This window comes from Rhodococcus sp. OK611 (assembly GCF_003050885.1).
Taxonomy (GTDB): Bacteria; Actinomycetota; Actinomycetes; order Mycobacteriales; family Mycobacteriaceae; genus Rhodococcus_G; species Rhodococcus_G oryzae.
Genome location: NZ_QAOZ01000011.1, coordinates 186665 through 204628, shown reverse-complemented (window position 1 = coordinate 204628; position 17964 = coordinate 186665). Strand labels below are relative to the sequence as shown.

Below are 17964 nucleotides of genomic sequence, written 5' to 3'. Positions count from 1 at the left end.
GCGCCCCAGGCCGGGACACCGGCGCGGTAACTCGACTTTTTCGCGCTCAGGTTCGCGCTCATGGGGGGTATCCCCACGAAGGGGGGCATCATGCCCGGTCCCGCAGCCGCTCCGCCCGCGCTCAAGCTGCTCGGCGGTCGCAGTGAGGGCCGCGACTCAGGAGGCCGGAAGGTCACCCCGCCGCCGGACTTCCGCCGCATCCCTCCGAAGCCGCCGACCTGGCTCTGCCGTGAAGCGAAGGCCGAGTGGAAGCGCGTCGTCCCGGGCCTGTCCCGGCTGGACCTGACGAAGGAAGAGGACCGCGCGTCACTGTCCGCGTACTGCGAGACCTGGGCGACCTACGTCGACGCGATCCGCCAGGTTCGGCGCGACGGGATCGTCGTCGAGAACCGTTCGATTCGGAAGGACGGGACCGAGTCGATATGGAAGACAAAGAATCCCGCCATGGCGGTCGCCGAGCGCGCATCCCAGCAGCTCCGCGCGTGGGCCGCCGAGTTCGGCCTGACGCCGTCCTCCGAGGGCAAGCTCTCGGCGGCGTTCGGCGCCGTCGAGGGGACACCCGATGACGAAGGCAACCCGTTCGCCTGAGCTCGAGCTGTACGACGCGGCCGAGCTCGATCGGCTGAAGATCTCGCCCGAGGTTGGGTACTACCTCGCGACGCGCGGCATTCCGCTGCCGGACTGCCCGCCGCTGATCAAGACGCCCGAGCCACGCGAGGAGCCCGGCGCCCGGTTCGATCCGAGCCGGGTCGACGCGGTGCTGAAGGTGTTCAAGCTGCTGCGGCACACGAAGGGCCGCCTCGCGGGCAAGCCGCTGAATCCGGATCCGTGGCAGATCGCGTACATCCTCGCGCCGGTGTTCGGGTGGGTCCGGTTCGACGAGGACGTGCAGGCGTACGTGCGGATCATCCGCACCGCGTACGTTGACCTGCCGCGCAAGAACGGCAAGAGCACGCTCGCCGGTGGCATCGGCGTGTACCTCACCTGCGCCGACGGAGAGGCCGGCGCGCAGGTGATCGCCGCGGCGACGCGGAAGGAACAGGCCGGGTTCGTCTTCGACCCGATCAAGCTCATCTGCGAGAAGTCGCCCGCGCTGCGGCCGTACGTCAAGACGCTCGCGTCGAAGATCGTGCACCCGAAGTCGGGCAGCTACTTCCAGGCCGTCGCCTCCGCGGGCGATGCGCAGCACGGCGCCGACCTGCACGGCGGGATCGTCGACGAGCTGCACCTGCACAAGACCTACGACCTCGTCGAGGCGATCGAGACCGGCACCGGCTCGCGGTCTCAGCCGCTGCTCGTGTTCATCACCACTGCCGACGCCGGCAAGCGGCACACGCCGTACGACCGCAAACGCACGATGGTCGAGCAGCTGGCACGCGGCGCGCTGGCCGACCCTTCGACCTACGGCGTCGTGTTCGCGGCTCCGGCCGACGTGGACCCGTTCAGCGAGGAGGCGCAGCGCGCAGCGAACCCGGGATACGGCGTCTCGCCGACGCGCTCGTACCTACGCGACGCGGCGACGAAGGCGCGGAACTCGCCCGCAGATCTCGCCTCGTACCTGCGCCTGCACCTGGGCCAGCGAACGAAGCAGTCCGAGAAGTACATCGACCTTGTGGCATGGGATCGCAATGCGTCGATCATCGACGAGGCGCGGCTCGCGGGCCGGGCATGCTTCGGCGGCCTCGACCTCGCGTCGGTCTCGGACATCACGGCGTTGTGCTGGCTGTTCCCGGACACCGAGCGCGGCGGGTATGACGCGCTGTGGCGGCTGTGGACGCCGGAGGAGAACGTCGAGGCACTGGACAAGCGGACCGCGGGCGAGGCGAGCGTCTGGGTGCGGAAGGGATTCCTGACCGCGACCCCCGGCAACGTCATGGACTACGACTACATCGAGTCCGTGGTGCTGGCCGACAAGAAGAAGTTCGCCGTCCAGGAAGTGGCATACGACCGCTGGAATGCGTCGCAGCTCGTGAACAACCTCGTCGCCGAAGAGGTCCCGATGGTTCAGATGGGCCAGGGCTTCGCGTCGCTGTCGGCGCCGACCAAGGAGCTGCAGCGGCTCGTGCTGCTCGGCACCGAGGAAGCGCCGATGATGCGGCACGGCGGGCACCCGGTGCTGCGCTGGATGGTCGACAACCTCGCGATCGCGATGGACGCGGCCGAGAACGTCAAGCCAGACAAGGCGAACGCCGCCGACAAGATCGACGGCGTCGCTGCGCTGATCAACGCGCTCGGCCGAGCCACTGGCGGCGAAGGTCAGACCGAGAGCGCCTACAACGACCACGACCTGATGGTCGTCTGACGGAGGGTTCCCATGATCGCTGTCGCGATTGCTGTCGTCGTGCTGCTCGTCGCGGCCGCTGCGGCGGGGGTGTGCATACACTCGCGCCGCCTCCGGGTCCGATCCCGCGTACTCGTCTCGCTAAAGACGGGCAACGCGGTGTCGGGCGTGATCATCCGGTCTGCCGGTGCGTGGATTGTGGTCGCCGACGCAGCGGTGCACGACCGCGACGCTTCGCGCCCGACGCCCGCCGACGGCGAGATCTGGATCGAGCGCGTGAATGTCGACTATGTCCAGGCCGCTGGGGGTGAGCGATGAGCTTCGTCATCTCCGACGGCGCGGTCCGCGGACTGTCTCGGCCCGACCTCCCCGGAATGCCGCGCCTGCAGATCAGCGACTCACTGTCGATGGCGCACGAGGAGATCTGGCGCAAGCAGCCCGCGGTGCGCACCTCGGTCACCTTCCTCGCTCGGAACATCGCGCAGCTCGGCCTGCACGCGTTCCGGCGCGTCGGCGACACCGACCGGCAGCGGCTGATCGACCACGCGCTGCCGTTGCTCATCGGCAAGCCGAACCCGTGGACGACGCGGTACAGGCTGATGGACAGCCTCGTGCATGATCTCGGGATCTACGACCGCGCCCACTGGCAGAAGGTCAAGACGTCCAGTGGCCTCGGACTCGTCCGGCTGCCGCCGTCGATGGTCACGCCGAAGGGCGATGACTGGCTGACTCCGTCGGTGTTCGAGGTCAAGGGCAGTAAGGGAACCCGCGAGGTGCTCGCGGAGAGCATGGTGTACTTCCGCGGCTACGCGCCGGCCAACGATTTCGGCACCTCGCCGATCGAGTCGCTGCGCCAGATCCTCGCCGAGGAGTGGCATTCGAGCCGCTCGCGCGAGCAGACGCTGCGCAACGGCGCCCGGATGTCCGGCTACCTGCAGCGACCGAAGGAAGCGGGCAAGTGGGAGCCCGAGGCGCGTGATCGGTTCCGCGAGCACTGGCGGGCGCAGTACACCGGCGACGGTCCGGCGACCGGCGGCACGCCGATCCTCGAGGATGGAATGACGTTCACCGGTGTCTCGCAGACCTCGGAGCAGCTGCAGTACATCGAGGCCCGCAAGCTCACCCGCGAAGAGGTCGCGGCGGCGTACTTCATCCCGCCGCCGATGGTCGGCCTGCTCGACAACGCGACGTTCTCGAACATCACCGAACAGCACAAGATGCTGTACCAGGACACGCTCGGGCCCTGGCTGACGATGATCGCCGACGAGCTCGCGCTGCAGCTGATCCCAGACCTGCCGGACAGCGACCGCGTATACGTCGAGTTCAACCTCGCCGAGAAGCTCACCGGCTCGTTCGAGACCCGGTCCGACTCGATGCAGCGCGCCGTCGGCGGCCCGTTCCTGACTGTCAACGAGGCCCGTGCGATGGACAACCGCCCGCCGATCGAGCGCGGCGACGTCCTGATTCGCCCGCTGAACGTCACCCAAAACGGTGACGACAAACCGATCCCGGCGGCACCGGGAGACGACCCCGCTTCCGAGGAGGGCTGATGCTCACCAAGAACGCATTCGCCAAGATCAAGGCCGGGCCTGACGACGGCCTCGCTGAGGGCGAATTCATCGGCTACGCCAGCGTGTTCGGCAACGTCGACAGCTACGGCGACGTGGTCATGCCGGGCGCCTTCGCCGCCGACCTCGAGCGCTGGGCAGCCAAGGGTGACCCGATCCCCGCCCTGTTCGGGCACAACATGACTGACCCCGACTACAACATCGGCGAAGTGCTCGCGGCCGAGGAGGACGAGACCGGACTCAAGGTCCACGTCCGACTCGACCTCGAATCACCGAAGGCCGCCCAGGTCTACCGACTGCTCAAGGGCCGCCGGGTCAATCAGATGTCCTTCGCGTACGACGTCCTCGAAGGCGGGTACGAGAAGCGCAAGAAGGACGGCAGCGACGAGTCCGAGGAGTTCTACGCACTCCGCGAACTCAAGCTGTACGAGGTGTCCGTGGTGCCGATCGGTGCCAACCAGGAGACCTCGATCCTCGACGTGAAGTCGATTCCCACCGTGGCGGAACGAGTCGCCACGGACCTCAAGGCCGGCCGAGTGATCTCGGCCAAGAACGAGGGCGAGCTCCGCACCGCGCACGAAGCGCTCGGTCGCGTGCTATCCGTCCTCGACAGCGACGAGGAGAAGGCCAGCGGTACGGGTCCGTCTCGGAAGGACGGCGCTGATCCCGCCGTCGACGAGGCCAGCCCCATCCCGTCCGTCGATCCCTCGGCAGTGCTGGATGCGCTCGCCCTGGAAATCGAGCTGAGCGCGTAAACCACCCCTCCGAGAAAGGAACTCATCATCATGATGACCAAGACGAAGCTGGCCGACCTGCAGACCGCTGCACTGAAGGCCACCACCGACGCCCGCGCGATCGCCGAGAAGCAGGACGGCAGCCCGAGCGAATGGGCCGAGCAGGTGCTCGCCGACTACAACGCCGAGATGCAGAAGGCCCGCGATCTGCTCGAACAGATCAAGGTCGGCAAGCGGGACCTCGAGATCCTCGACGAGGCGAAGAGCCTCGCCGCGGAGATCGGCACCCCCGCCGTCGATGACCTCGATGCCCAGGGCAACCAGCCGATCCGCGAGCGCGTGAAGTCCCTCGGCCTGCAGGTCGTCGACTCGCAGGCGTTCAAGGACGCGATGGCGCCGTTCAAGGGCGGCCGCGTCTCCGAGGGCGCCCGCATCCACACCGACCCGGTCGCAGTGAAGGGCCTTTTCGTCGGCGGCACCGACACCAGCGCCGGTGCGTTCGTCGTCAACGAGCAGTCCGGCATCGTGGAATCGATCGGCCGCAAGGCGCTGACGATCCGCGATCTCGTCTCGGTGCGGCGCACCGGCTCCGATGCCGTCGAGTACGTGGCGCAGACCTCGCACACCAATGCCGCTGCGGTCGTCGCCGAGGCGACCAGCTCCGCCGCCCCGACCGCTCCCGCGACCGGGCCGAACCCGCTCGTGCTCAACGCCAACGGCGGCTACAAGCCCGAGGGCGCCTGGGCGTACGAGCGCAAGGTCGCCAACGTCAAGACGATCGCCGAGTGGGTGCCAGCCACCAAGCGGGCCCTGGCCGACGTCGCCGCGCTCGAGGGACTGATCAACGACGAGCTCCGCCTCGACATCGCCGAGGCCGAGGAGGCGCAGATCCTCAACGGCAACGGCACCGGCGAGAACTTCACCGGTATCAACCAGTGGTCCGGCGTGCAGACGCAGGCGTTCTCGACCGACCTCTTCGAGTCGGTGCGCAAGGGCATCACCAAGGCGCGCACCGTCGGCCGGGTGAACCCGACCGCGATCGTGGTCAACCCGACCGATGCCGAGGCGATCGACCTCGCGAAGGATCTGAACGGCGCCTACCGCTACGGCGGCCCGCAGACCCTCGGTCAGCGCACCGTCTGGAGCCTGCCGGTCATCGAGTCCGAGAACCAGGCCGCAGGCGAGGCGCTGCTCGGGGACTTCTCGAAGGCCGTCATCTGGGACCGCGAGCAGACCACGGTCACCGTGACCGACTCGCACGCGGACTTCTTCATCCGGAACATGGTCGCGATCCTCGCCGAGGAGCGCCTCGCGATGGCCGTCACCCGCCCGACCGCCTTTGTCAAGGTCGACATCGCGGCCTGACCTGAGCTGACCGATTGACCGCGACCCGGTGCGCGGTGCACCGGGTCGCGGTCGTTCACGGAGGAGATCACCAGTGGGACTCAAGATCTACGCAACCGAGATCAATGGCTGGCCGGCCACGATCCAGCTCAGCGCCGAGGACGCGAAGGCACGCGGCCTCACTGCGGCGGACACGGTCGAGGCTCGCGAGCGAGCGGCGGCCGAGGCCGAGGCCGAGCGTCTGGCCGCCGAGCAGGCCGAAGCGGCGCGAGCGGCGGCCGCCCAGGCTGAGGCCGAGAAGGCTGCCGCCCAGGCTGAGGCCGAGAAGGCTGCCGCCCAGGCTGAGGCCGAGAAGGCTGCCGCCCAGGCTGAGGCCGAGAAGGCTGCCGCCCAGGCTGAGGCCGAGAAGGCTGCCGCCCAGGCTGAGGCCGAGAAGGCTGCCGCCCAGGCTGAGGCCGAGAAGGCTGCCGCCCAGGCTGAGGCCGAGAAGGCTGCCGCGGCCGCGAACAAGGCGAAGACGCCTGCGAACAAGGCGGCGCCGAAGTGACCGCGCCGCCCGAGCCTGAGATCGTCACCCCCGAGGAGCTGGCCGCGTTCCAGGCTGAGGACGGAATCGACGAGCTCAGCCTCGCGGCGGCAATCTCAGAGGTCCGCGGCTACTGCGGATGGCACATCGCGCCACAGCGCACCGAGACCCTGACCCTCGACGGATCAGGGCTCTCGGTGTTGCTGTTGCCCACGATGCAGGTCGCCAGTATCGCTGGCGTCACCGAGTCCGGTGTCGCGCTCGACGCCGCGGCGTACGAGTGGTCCGAGAAGGGCATGCTGCGCAAGCGGTCCGGCTGGACCGACCGATGGCGCGGCGTCGAGGTCACGCTCGCACATGGCTACGACGCAGCGCCTGCCGAGATCAAGCGGCTCATCCTCGCGAGCGCCGCGGCACAGATTGACGATGGCGCGGCCGGGTCAGCCGAGAAGGTTGGCCCGTTCGAGTTCTCCGTTGCGCAACTGCAGCCGCACCAGCTCGCGATCCTGAATCGCTACCGGCTCGGCTGGGGGGCGTGATGGCGGAGAAGGTGATCCGGATCCGCACCATGCCCGGAGGCTGGGACTCGAACAACGACCCGCTGCCGTCCACCGAGTCCTCGGTGGAGATCCGCACGCTCGGCATCGAGCCGGGCCTCTCTGAGGAGCTGGCCGGCCTCGGCCGCGACGGCGAGCAGATCGAGTTCACGGTCTACCTGCGCCGCGGCGCTGACGTCCGCAACGGGGACGAGCTGAAAGTGCGCGGCGACCGATTTGCGGTGCGCGTTCTCGACTGGAAGTCGCCGAGAACTCGGCGCGGCGGTCTCGTCGCCCTGGCGTCCCTGGGGAGGGGGTAGGCATGGCGCAGAAACCATTCCGGCTCAACCGCGCAGGCGTCGGCAAGATCCTCAAGTCGGACGAGGTCGCGAGCAAGGTGACCGGAGTCGCCGAGCAGGTCGGCGCCGCGGTTCGGGTTCAGGTCGGCTCGGACGTCGTGGTCCGGGTCGATCCGTACACGACCGACCGCGGCGCCGCCGCGGTGGTCATCGCGGATCGGCACGGCATCGCGATGCAGGCCAGCGATGGCGCGCTGACGAAGGCCGCGGCCGCGGTCGGGCTCACGGTGACGTCGAAGTGAAGGCGCCCCGGAAGCCAAGGGACGCCGCGGTGCCGATCAAGGACTTCCTGATCGGGCGCATCGCCACACTGCCCGCGCCCAGTGCGACGGCCGGGCTCAGCCTGCCGCCGGACTGGACGCCGAAGAGTCGGCCCGCGGTAGTCGTGTTCGACGACGGCGGTCCGCAGCGGTGGCCGGTGGCGACGAAGCCGCAAATCCGCGTCACGGTGTGGGCCGACGGCCGGACGCACGCGCGGGATCTCGCGGGCATGTGCATGGGCTGGCTGCTCGCGCTGCGGGTGCCCGGGGTGAAGGTCTCTCCCGGGACGGCACTGATCGACGCGAGAGACCCCAATAACGGCGGCACCATGGCGAGCTTCACCGTCAACGCCACCGTCCGAACAACCAACTTCTGAGCGGTCACGTTGTGACCCCAAACCCTTTGAGAGGGGTGCTTTTTCATGGCTACAGTCAATGCTGACGCCACGCGGATCTGGGACGGGGCCGAGACCTACGTCATCCCCGCGGCCGACGTCCCCAACGGCGACATCACGCCCTTCGTCCCCGACTCCGTCGACGACCCGATCGACCCCAAGTGGCTCTTCGTCGGCCTGCAGGACGCCGACGCAGGCGTGCCGATCACGCCGGAGCTCGAGATCGTCCACTTCGACGGATTCGGTCACCCGCGCTACCGGTCCAAGGCACGCCGCGGCTCCGTCACGACCGGGTTCACCGCGTTCGAGGACAACGCGGTCACCCGCAAGTTCGTGCTGCCCGGCTCGGGACCGAACCGCATCGGTGCGCCAAAGGGCCTGCGGTTCTTCGTGCTCTACCGATTCGAGGACGAGGGCTACGTCGACATTCTCGTCACGCCGCGCCCCGCGCTGTTCGAGCTGTCCTCGCACAGCGGCAAGACCGAGGCCGGGCAGGAGTCGTACGAGATGACCTGCCACCACGCCAACGACCCGAACGGCGACGTGTTCATTCGCGTCGAGTCCGTGGACGGACCGACCGAGTGGACCGTCACCCTCGGGGCTCCGACGGCGGGCAACTTTACCCTCACCGTCGGCGGGCAGACGACCGCCAACATCGTCTACAACGCCGCGACCTCTGCGGTGAAGTCGGCGCTCGAGGCGCTGTCCACGGTCGAGACCGCGACCGTCACCGGCTCGGCCGGTGGCCCGTACACGGTCCTGCTCACCGGCAACGGCGCCCTGACCGGTTCCGGCACCGGCCTGACCGGCGGCACCTTCTCGGTCGCCCCGGCGTAAGACCCCGGCCGCCCGCGGAGTGCAGCCCGCGGGCGGCCGGTTCCATCGCTGCACCAGCTGCACAAGGAGTAACCCATGCGCGTACCCAGCGACGCCGAGATCAACGCCACGGCCGAGCGACTCGGCATGCCCGCGGTCACGCCGCGAGAGCGCGCCAAGGTCGCGAAGGCGTGCCAGCTCGCACCGCAAATCGACGACGCGGAGCGGGCGTCCGAAGTCTCGACCGCCGACTTCGCCGCATCGATCGCCGCCGCGCACACCGGCCTGCTCGACGCGGGCCTCCCCGAACATGCCGCCGCGCTCGTGGCGGCAGCAATCGCGCCCGATGTCTGGCGCAAGACCCAAGGAGCTGCACATGCCCGCCGATGACGACTTCGACTCGTTCGACGACACCGACACGGATTCCCCCGAGACCGCTCCCGAGGTCGAGCCGAACCGAGCCGCGCGCCGCAAGAAGGGCCGCAAGGGCAAGGCCGTGATCCCCACGAACGCCCCTGAGCCGCAGGACCATCTCGCGAAACAGGCCGCGCGCGTCGCGGAGGCGCCCGGAACCGCGACCATCGTCCTGACTCTGTGGGATGAGGAGATCCGGATCGAGCAGTCGGAACTCCTCAACTCGTGGGACTGGCAGGTCGGCGCGATCCAGAAGAACCTGCTGATGATGGTCAAGGGCCTGCTCGGTGACCGCCGGTTCCTGTGGTTCACCACCCGCGCGCAGGCAGATGGGAAGACCCCGATCGAAGCGGCATCCGAGGTGATGGAGCTCTTCAGTAAGGCGACGGGCCTCGGCTCCGCGGGAAAATAGTCGGCCTGCTCGAGCTGCTACAGACGAAGGGTGACCCGATCGAGGCGGACCTGCGCCGCTTCCATCGGGTCGACCTTCGTGATCTGTGGCGTCCCGGCGGCGGGCCATCGCAACTGACTCTGCGCCTGCTGTACGTCCTGATCCGGCACCTGCCGGCCGACTCCGCCCTCGCGATCGACGACAACGGCGGGCGTCATCCCTGGTCGATCACCGACCACCTTCTTGCTGACCTCTGGGAGCAGAAGGCCAACGCGGGCCGCGGTCGCGGCAAACCGCGCATCAAGAACCCCAGGCGCATGGAGATGTCCAAGCGCCAGAACGCGCGCAGCCGCGAGGCCAAGCGCGGCGCCTTCGAGCGCTCGAAAGCACGGCGGGCCCAGGAGCTCGGCACAACCACATAGGAGGGCTGGTCTGTGGAAACTATCGGCTGGGCGGCGCTGCAGATCATCCCCGCGATGCGCGGCGTCGAAGGTCAGATGGCCGGGCAGCTCGCCGGGCCGATGAAGGTGGCGGGCCAGCGAGCAGGCAAGGATGCGGGCGACGCAATCGCCGCAGGTCTTGCCTCGGCGAAGGCGTCCGTCGACAAGGCGACGACCGACCTCGCGAAGTCTCAGGACAAGGTCAAGGACGCCACGGGCAGAGTCCGCGTCGCGGAGGCCGCGCTGCTTGAGCTGCGCGAGAAGAACATCACCTCGGGTGCCAGGTTCACCCGCGCGACCGAGGCCCTGGAGGCGGCGAAGCGCAAGGAGGCCGCAGCCTCGCGGGATGCCGAGCAGGCAACGAGCAAGCTCGCCGACGCAGAGAAGCGCGCCACGGATGCGGCAGACGGCGGAGGAGGCAAGGTCTCGCGGTTCGCGGGCGCCTTCGACGGCTTCGGCGACCGCGTCAAGAACGGCGGCGTGGAGCTGAAGGACTTCGCCGTCGCGGCCGCCGGCATCGGCGGCGCAGTCGCCATCGGCATGCAGGCACTCGACAACATGGACGTCGAGTCCCGGCTGGCTGCGCAGCTCGGCGCCACGGGTGACCTGGCGGCCAAGTATGGCGACGACGCCGGGAAGCTGTGGAAGCAGGGTATCGCGGGCTCAATGGACGAGGCCGCGGACGCGGTCGGCGTCGTCGCAACCTCGTTCGTCACAGCGGGGTTCGAGGGCGAGAAGGCCGTCGACGAGATCGCCGCCTCTGCGCTGACGTTCTCGAACGTCTTCGGGACGGACATGACGGAGGCTGTGAACACCGCGTCACTGCTGGTGACGAACGGCCTAGCGAAGGACTCGACTGAGGCATTCGACCTGATGACGTCGAGTTTCCAGTCGGTCCCCGCCGCGATGCGCGACGAGCTGCCGGAGATCCTCCACGAGTACGGAACGAACTTCCGCGGGCTCGGGTTCGACGGCAAGGAAGCGTTCAACGTCCTTGTCGCCGCGGCCGACAAGGGGAAGTTCGCGCTCGACAAGACCGGGGACGCCCTGAAGGAGTTCACGATCCTCGGCTCTGACATGTCGAAGTCGTCGACCGAGGCCTACGCGACCATCGGCCTCGACGCGGAGGAGATGTCGCGCAAGGTCGCAGCGGGCGGTGACGGCGCGCAGGCGGCACTGCAGATGACAGCGCGAGGGCTGCTCGCCATCCAGGATCCGGCCGAGCGCGCGAACACGGCGATCGCACTGTTCGGCACCCCTCTCGAGGATCTGTCTGTCGACCAGATCCCAGCGTTCCTCGAGACCCTCACGGGCGCCGAGGACCGCATGGGCGGGTTCGCCGGGTCGTCACAGCAGATGAGCGACACCATCAACTCGGGGCCGAATCACGCGCTCACCGTGCTGACGAACACCATCCAGGGCACGATCACCGACGGCATCGGCATGGCTGCACAGTTCCTCATCGAGCACGCCGACCTCTGGGGGCAGATCGGCGCGGTCGTTGGCGGCCTCGCGTCTGCGGTCCTGCCCGCGATCTGGTCCGCCCTGCAGACCGGCATCGGCATCCTCGGCGGGGTCGCGGATGCCATTGCCTCGGTAGTGAATTGGTTCCGTGAGCATGAGGTCGTGGCGGGCATTGTCGCCAGTGTCATCACGGTCGGACTACTCCCGGCCCTGACCTCGATGACGGTCGGGTTCGTGACATCGGCGGCGAGCGCCGTCGCGAGCGGTGCGACGCTCACCGCGGTGTGGATCTCGACGCAGGCTTCGGCCGTCGCATCGGCGGCCGCGCAGGTGGTGGCGCAGTATCGCACCGTCGCCGGATGGGTTGCTGCCGGCGCGGCTGCGGTCGCCAACGGGGCAATCATGGTCGGCCAGTGGATCGCCGCTGGGGCCACCGCCACCGCACAGGCGGCAATCGCCGCAGGTGCCTGGGTTGCCTCATCGGCACGCACAGTCGGTGCGCTCGCCCTACAGGGTGCAGCATTCATCGCTTCGCGGGCCGTGCTCGTCGCGGGCACCGTGGCCACCACGGCAGCTACGGCGGCGCAGTGGCTGTTCAATGCGGCGCTGTCCGCCAACCCGATCGGGCTGATCATCGCGGCCGTCGCGGCGCTCGTCGCCGGACTCGTCTGGTTCTTCACCCAGACCGAGCTCGGGCAGCAGATCGTCACGGCCGCGTGGAATGCGATCAAGGCCGGATGGGACGCGATGTGGTCCGGCGTGTCCGCTGGGATCGATGCCTTCGTCGCGGCGCTCGGCTGGATCAGTGACAAGGCAGGCGAGGTCAAGGACTGGGTCGTCGGCAAGTGGGACGAGCTCGTCGGGTTCGTCACCGGACTGCCGGGCCGGATCAGCTCGGCCGCATCGGGAATGTGGGACGGCATCAAGGATGCCTTCCGGGGCGCGATCAACTGGATCATCAGCAAGTGGAACAACTTCCAGCTCGTGATCGGTGGGCAGAAGATCTCGATCGCTGGACTCGATATCGACGTCCCGACCGTCACCCTGAACACCCCGGACATCCCGATGCTCGCTACTGGTGGCCCAATCACCGGCGGCACGCCCGGGAAGGACTCGGTCCTGGCAATGCTGATGCCCGGCGAGCATGTCCTCGACACCGGGGATGTCGCCGCGCTCGGTGGTCAGAGGGGCGTGTACGCGATGCGTGCCGGTCTCGACGCCGGTCTCGTGCCGCGGTTCGCGGAGGGTGGCGCGGTCGTCTCGCCGGATCAGCTGGTGAACTTCGCGAAGGGTGTCGAGGGGAAGCCGTACGTCTGGGGTGGCGTCAACTGGGGCGACTGCTCCGGCGCAGTGTCTGCGGTGGCGAACTTTGCGACGGGTCGATCGCCTTTCGGATCCCGTTTCGCGACAGGCACTGAGGGCGCCGAGCTGGCGGACCGAGGATTCAAGTCGGGTCTCGGCCCCGCGGGCAGCCTGAATGTCGGTTGGTTCAACGGTGGACCATATGGCGGGCATACCGCCGCCACGCTGCCGAACGGCGTGAACTTCGAGATGGGCGGCGGCCGTGGCGACGGCCAGTACGGCGGGCCCGCGTCCGGGGCGAATGATCCACAGTTCACCGATCACGCGTACCTGCCGATGATCAACGCTGCTGCACTACAGCCGTCCGTCACCGAGTACGCCACGCCACCGATGACATGGGGCGACGACCCAATGTCATCGGCCGCACCGAGTACCGGCGCCACCCCGGGCTCACCCGCCACACCTGCGACGCCACAGCAGAGCTTCTCTGCTCGCGAGCGGTGGAAGCAGATGGGCTCGGACATCGGCGGGATCTGGGCGGACTCGTTCGTCGAGATCTTTGGACTCGGAGACGCGTTCGCACTCGCGGACCGCTACGCGATCAAGTCCGACCAGTCGTCGGCCGCGATGGCCACGCAGACCGCACCGGCGGCCCCGGCTGACCCGCGCAACGGCGTCGAGGGTGACCCCAACATCCACCCGCTGATCAGGCAGGCCCAGGACTTCCTTGGGTCTGTCGGCCTGTTCGACACCGGCGGCACATGGGAGCCCGGCACCTTCGGCTTCAACGGCCTGAACGAGCCCGAGCATGTCCTCAAGGACGCGCACTGGCGGACGGCCGAGGCGAACATCGACAAGGTCGACGAGCTCGTCGGCGCCGGTGTCGGCGGCGGCCCCCGCGTGGTGGTGAACAACTACAACAACCAGACGATCGCCGATCAGGCGTCGTGGCAACGAGATCAGGCGGAGCGGCAGAGCATCGCCATTCTGCGGTACGGGGGTGGCAATGGTTGACATCGCGCTTATCGGAGCCAACGGGAAGAGGCTCGACCTCTCCGGACGCTACGCCGGCCGCCAGGGTGTGATCCTGGCGGCCGGTCAGCTCAAGGGCATCTACGGCGCACCGATCCTGGGCGACTGGCGGCGGGCCGCGAGGCAGCGCGGCGGCACATTCAAGGGCCGCAACTTCGCATGGCGCGACCTCGCGCTCGGCATGCACCTGTTCGGCGACGACAACCCGAACGGGATCGAGTGGCTCGACAGCCTGCTCGACCAGATGATCACAGACACCCCGGACGAATGGGATCCGGATGAGCAGCTCGCTCGGCTCGTGGTCAAGTCGAAGCGGGACACGCGGCGGCTGTTCATCCAGCGGTACGACGACACGGATTTCGATCCCGAGTTCGACCCGACGATGGAGGACGAGCAGTACGAGAACCCGATCTACAAGGTCCGGGCCGGGATGCCCTTCTGGGAGGGCCGGACCAGGATGAAGCCCTTCCAGGGCTCCGGAACGTCGGAGTCTGGGTTCATCGAGGTCTCGAATCCGTCGCCGCTGGTGATGTTCCAGGCCTGGTCGCTGACCCGTGCGCAGTGGAACATTCCGGATCCGTCGTGGATCGGCCCGAAGGGCAGGCGCGTGCCGGGCGGCGAGTTCGGCAACCGCGTCGTCGAGCTCCTCCCGATCCAGTCCGTGCACGCCGGTGCCCGCATCAACTACGACCCGATGCGGCTGATGCTCGAATCCTGGTCGGGCGTGAACCTTCTCGGCGAAAACGGCGGCCGGAACTTCTTCATGCACAAGATCCCGCCCTACACCCCGAAGACCCTGCTGCCGATCAGCTACACCAGCGCGCCGTCCGGCGGCGCCCGGGCCGAGCTGTATCAGCCGCGGCTCTGGCCGAAACCGTGGGGAGGTGAGCTGATTTGAGCGCCGCCGTCGACTTCGACCTGAGCCTCGCCGAGCAGTGCGCGGCGATCATGGAGGCCACCGACCGGGCGCATCGGGAGCTCGAGCGTCTGCGCCGCGTCCCGCCGCTCGTCCGAATGTGGACGGGCGGCAATGCCGACCTCGCGCACCTCGTCGAATGCGAGAACAAGGCGCGGTGGGAAGACCCGGACAACGACACCGGGCCGGGCGTGCTGAAGATGGACTTCTCGCTTCCGCAGGCCCAGTGGCTCAACGACATGTACGGCCGCATCAAGCGCGGCGAGAAGCGCAACGTGCTCGTCTCGATGGACCACATGGGCAACCGATGGTCCGGCTTGCTCGAAGAGGTCTCGGTCGACACCGACGAGCTCGGATACTCGGAGCTGACCGCGACGTTCCTCTCCGATTTTGAGCAGCTTAAGACGAAGTTGCTGTGGGCCACGCCGCCGATGCCGGCCGCGTTCCAGCCGATCAAGGTGTTCGGGCTGGCGGGTCCGGCGCCGTGGGTGTGCCTGACCGCGCTGCACATCAACCTCGTTCGCGAGAACTCCTCGCTGCTGACCTTCCCCGATGACCCGCTGAATCCCTCCGCGTGGTGGTCCGGCTACGACATGGCGAACTGGACCGTCGTCGTGAAGCCGACCAGCTTCATGGAGTGGATGGCCAAGGGCGTCCCGTGGGCGATCCTCACCTCCCGGTTCAAGTACTGGCACGAGGCAGCGCAGTCGATCCTCGATGACGCCGAGCTGTCTCTGCGGTGGCGGCGCTGGTTCACCGGCGACCCGCTGCCGTGGCCTGGTGCGAAGGTCCGGCATGGCGCGCTCGTCGTGTGGATCGAGGACAAGTCCGGCGTCGAGGCGGGAACCTCGAACGGCGGCACGCTCTTCGACGGACTGCTCCGCACGGTGCGGCAGTACACCGAGGACTTCGTCGAGAACCTCGAGGAGCAGATCACCGACATGCCGGTGGTCGCCGACTACCGGGTGCCCGGCAAGCGGCTGACCGACCCGCGAGTGCCGTACGTCTACTACCCGCCGGACAGCCCGGGTGTCCGCCGGTCGAGCTTCAAGCAGCGCCCGGCACGCGCGGTGCAGCTCGTCACGGGCGGGCACTCGATGCCCGGCGTGAACGAGACCATGAGCTCGCTCACGCAGGGCATCTTCGACATCGTCGGCAACGCCCTGCAGATCGGCTCGATCGGCGGCTCGATCGACGCGCTGCTCAAGCCGTTCTACGAGGACACCGTCCTCGCGTGGATCGCGGTAAAGCTGTTCCAGCGAGCGCAGGTCTCGGGCGACTTCCGGTACTTCGAGTACTTCATCGCCAGCGCAGGGAAGGCGTACACGCTCGACTCGCTGATGGTGCTGCGCGCCGGTGCGTTCGAGACGCGGACGATCTTCTCCGGCGCGATGGAGATCACCAACGCCGCGCCGTACGTCATCGGTGCGTCCGGCGTCGGGCACTTCGACAAGGGCGACCGCGTCGCGACGCGGATCCCGGGCGATCTGACCCGGCGCGTCCACGTCGAGCGAGTGTCGAAGACCGTCCTCGAGTGGGACCCCGACAAGTTCCCCGAGTACGAGATCGTGCTCGGTGGCGAACGGCTGCAAGAGGATCCGCTCGCGCGGCTCATGCGCCACATCGACAAGAACCGATCTGACCTCAAGGAAGCGGGGGTGTTCTGATGCAGCCCGACGACATTCCGCAGCGCGAGAACTGCGACCTCGACGACCCGGAAGAGATGTTCTGGTGGATGTTCGTCAGCCTGCCCGAGCTCAAGGGCGCGTTGGCGATGCTGCCGTTCGTCTACTACCGGCTCGTGTCCAAGCACATGCACGACTGCGGCGCCCGACTCAAGTGCGACAACTGCGGCCACATGGCCGAGCCGACGCAGAAGCTCCGCCTGCCGGAGACCGAAGCGCACTGGATGACCGGCGCCGGCAAGTGGGTGCCGATCGACGAGCCCGATCCGCCGCGCATGGAAGCGAAAGACCTCGTACGCAAGATGCCGCAGGAGCTGCGCGCGGAACTCGACCAGGCCCTCGACGCCGTCCGCGCCGAGGAGGCCATGCAGCACACCACAAACGAGGAGGCCCGATGACCGTGCAAGAGATCGACAGGACCGGCGAGACCCAGAACTACAGCAGCCGATGGGGTGCGCGGATCGTGTGGTTCGCGCTCCACACCGAGGAGGGTGGCAGCAACCACGACCCCGAACGGCTGCACGACTGGATGAAGCGCAACAGCGTCTCGTACCACTACCTCGCCGGGGCCGGGCGCCTGCTCGGGATCGTCGACACCGACTACGGCTCGTGGTCTGCGGGCGACGCGAACCCGCGGACCATCAACCTCGTGTTCGTCGGGTCGCGCGCAGCGATGAGCCGTCAGCAGTGGCTCGACGAGTTCGCCGACGACATCGACCACGCCGCATGGGTGTTCGTCCGGGACGCCAAGAAGTACGACCCGCTCGACCCGGTCGTGCTCGGCCAGGACTATGACGCGATCGGCGCCGGCCGCTCCGGCGGCATCGACCACTCGGGCATCACCTACGGTCTCGGGATCGGCGACCACACCGACGTCGGACCGAACTTCCCATGGGACGTGTTCGAGGACGCGGTCGAGAAGTACGTCGAGGGCTACGTCCCGCCGGTCGTCGTCCCGGCGCCGACCGCCATCGATGCCGAGGCCCTGATCGCGAAGGCGTGGATCGGCGCGCGGATCACCGCGGGGGAGGAGTCGACGCCGGACGGTCGCGGCCGGTACGCGCGGTTCGAGAACGGCGCGATCTACTGGTCGCCGTCGACGGGCGCGTGGGCTGTGCCGAGCACCGTGCTCACAACGTGGGCCGAGCGCCTCTGGGAGGCCGGGGCACTCGGCTACCCGATCGGCCGACACGCCGTGCTCACCGGAGCCGACGGCCGCCCGGTCGGCGACGTCCAGGGCTTCGAGGGCGGTGCGATCTACCGCCGCTACGGCCAGCCCGGCGCCGTCGTCACCGGCCGGATCCGGGAGCGCTGGAACCGCAGCGGTTTCGAAAACGGCCCTCTCGGCTGGCCGCTCTCGGACGAGGTCGAGGTCGACGGCGGTGGTCGGGTGCAGGAGTTCGAGCACGGCCGGATCGCCTGGTCGCCCGAGGGCACCACTGCGCTGACCCCGGTCGGTGGCCCGGACCAGGTCGTTCCCGACCCGCACTGACCACCCGCG

Annotated in this window: 20 protein-coding genes; 19 read left to right on the top strand and 1 reads right to left on the bottom strand. The window is 68.4% G+C overall.

Annotation, left to right across the window (positions count from 1 at the left end; genetic code table 11):
* Window positions 1–90 precede the first annotated feature (90 nt).
* From C8K38_RS15755 to C8K38_RS15690, 14 genes are all read left to right on the top strand, one after another.
* A complete protein-coding gene (locus C8K38_RS15755; protein WP_097212203.1) occupies window positions 91–588 on the top strand; it encodes a phage terminase small subunit P27 family in 498 nt (165 codons plus the stop codon).
* Complete coding sequence (locus C8K38_RS15750; protein ID WP_097212044.1) at window positions 563–2302, top strand: terminase large subunit; 1740 nt, start codon at window positions 563–565, stop codon at window positions 2300–2302. The genes C8K38_RS15755 and C8K38_RS15750 overlap by 26 nt, the downstream gene beginning before the upstream one ends.
* 12 nt (window positions 2303–2314) lie before the next feature.
* On the top strand, window positions 2315–2599 hold the full coding sequence (locus tag C8K38_RS15745; RefSeq protein ID WP_097212045.1) for a hypothetical protein: 285 nt from the start codon (window positions 2315–2317) through the stop codon (window positions 2597–2599).
* The gene (locus C8K38_RS15740) at window positions 2596–3831 is read left to right on the top strand and encodes a phage portal protein (protein ID WP_097212046.1); all 1236 of its coding nucleotides are present in this window, start codon (window positions 2596–2598) and stop codon (window positions 3829–3831) included. Before C8K38_RS15745 ends, C8K38_RS15740 begins: the two co-directional genes overlap by 4 nt.
* Window positions 3831–4604, top strand: a complete 774-nt coding sequence (locus C8K38_RS15735; protein WP_097212047.1) for an HK97 family phage prohead protease — start codon at window positions 3831–3833, stop codon at window positions 4602–4604. Before C8K38_RS15740 ends, C8K38_RS15735 begins: the two co-directional genes overlap by 1 nt.
* A gap of 30 nt (window positions 4605–4634) precedes the next feature.
* A complete protein-coding gene (locus C8K38_RS15730; RefSeq protein ID WP_097212048.1) occupies window positions 4635–5948 on the top strand; it encodes a phage major capsid protein in 1314 nt (437 codons plus the stop codon).
* 73 nt (window positions 5949–6021) lie between these two features.
* The gene (locus tag C8K38_RS27185) at window positions 6022–6474 is read left to right on the top strand and encodes a hypothetical protein (RefSeq protein ID WP_097212049.1); all 453 of its coding nucleotides are present in this window, start codon (window positions 6022–6024) and stop codon (window positions 6472–6474) included.
* Window positions 6471–6992 (top strand): hypothetical protein, encoded by a 522-nt coding sequence (locus C8K38_RS15720; protein WP_097212050.1) that lies wholly within the window; start codon window positions 6471–6473, stop codon window positions 6990–6992. The genes C8K38_RS27185 and C8K38_RS15720 overlap by 4 nt, the downstream gene beginning before the upstream one ends.
* On the top strand, window positions 6989–7309 hold the full coding sequence (locus C8K38_RS15715; protein ID WP_143548462.1) for a hypothetical protein: 321 nt from the start codon (window positions 6989–6991) through the stop codon (window positions 7307–7309). Before C8K38_RS15720 ends, C8K38_RS15715 begins: the two co-directional genes overlap by 4 nt.
* Before the next feature lie 2 nt (window positions 7310–7311).
* Window positions 7312–7590: a hypothetical protein gene (locus tag C8K38_RS15710; RefSeq protein WP_097212052.1), complete on the top strand. Its 279-nt coding sequence runs from the start codon at window positions 7312–7314 to the stop codon at window positions 7588–7590.
* Window positions 7587–7985, top strand: coding sequence for a hypothetical protein (locus tag C8K38_RS15705; RefSeq protein WP_143548463.1), 399 nt, complete (start codon window positions 7587–7589; stop codon window positions 7983–7985). Before C8K38_RS15710 ends, C8K38_RS15705 begins: the two co-directional genes overlap by 4 nt.
* Before the next feature lie 45 nt (window positions 7986–8030).
* Window positions 8031–8840, top strand: coding sequence for a hypothetical protein (locus tag C8K38_RS15700; protein WP_097212054.1), 810 nt, complete (start codon window positions 8031–8033; stop codon window positions 8838–8840).
* Window positions 8841–8915: 75 nt separating this feature from the next.
* Window positions 8916–9209, top strand: coding sequence for a hypothetical protein (locus C8K38_RS15695; RefSeq protein ID WP_097212055.1), 294 nt, complete (start codon window positions 8916–8918; stop codon window positions 9207–9209).
* Window positions 9196–9645, top strand: coding sequence for a hypothetical protein (locus C8K38_RS15690; protein WP_097212056.1), 450 nt, complete (start codon window positions 9196–9198; stop codon window positions 9643–9645). The genes C8K38_RS15695 and C8K38_RS15690 overlap by 14 nt, the downstream gene beginning before the upstream one ends.
* Before the next feature lie 17 nt (window positions 9646–9662).
* Here the strand turns inward: C8K38_RS15690 and C8K38_RS15685 are convergent, their stop codons facing one another.
* On the bottom strand, window positions 9663–9842 hold the full coding sequence (locus C8K38_RS15685; RefSeq protein WP_097212057.1) for a hypothetical protein: 180 nt from the start codon (window positions 9840–9842) through the stop codon (window positions 9663–9665).
* Window positions 9843–10058: 216 nt separating this feature from the next.
* Here C8K38_RS15685 and C8K38_RS15675 point away from each other — a divergent pair, with 216 nt between their 5' ends.
* Genes C8K38_RS15675 through C8K38_RS15655 form a run of 5 tightly spaced genes read left to right on the top strand, consistent with a single transcriptional unit; the run spans window position 10059 to window position 17955 of the window.
* A complete protein-coding gene (locus C8K38_RS15675) occupies window positions 10059–13844 on the top strand; it encodes a phage tail tape measure protein (RefSeq protein WP_108168833.1) in 3786 nt (1261 codons plus the stop codon).
* On the top strand, window positions 13837–14760 hold the full coding sequence (locus C8K38_RS15670) for a hypothetical protein (protein WP_097212060.1): 924 nt from the start codon (window positions 13837–13839) through the stop codon (window positions 14758–14760). Before C8K38_RS15675 ends, C8K38_RS15670 begins: the two co-directional genes overlap by 8 nt.
* The gene (locus C8K38_RS15665) at window positions 14757–16445 is read left to right on the top strand and encodes a Gp37-like protein (RefSeq protein WP_097212061.1); all 1689 of its coding nucleotides are present in this window, start codon (window positions 14757–14759) and stop codon (window positions 16443–16445) included. Before C8K38_RS15670 ends, C8K38_RS15665 begins: the two co-directional genes overlap by 4 nt.
* Window positions 16445–16861: a phage gene 29 protein family protein gene (locus C8K38_RS15660; protein ID WP_097212062.1), complete on the top strand. Its 417-nt coding sequence runs from the start codon at window positions 16445–16447 to the stop codon at window positions 16859–16861. The genes C8K38_RS15665 and C8K38_RS15660 overlap by 1 nt, the downstream gene beginning before the upstream one ends.
* Window positions 16858–17955: a hypothetical protein gene (locus C8K38_RS15655; protein ID WP_097212063.1), complete on the top strand. Its 1098-nt coding sequence runs from the start codon at window positions 16858–16860 to the stop codon at window positions 17953–17955. The genes C8K38_RS15660 and C8K38_RS15655 overlap by 4 nt, the downstream gene beginning before the upstream one ends.
* The last annotated feature ends 9 nt before the right edge of the window (window positions 17956–17964 follow it).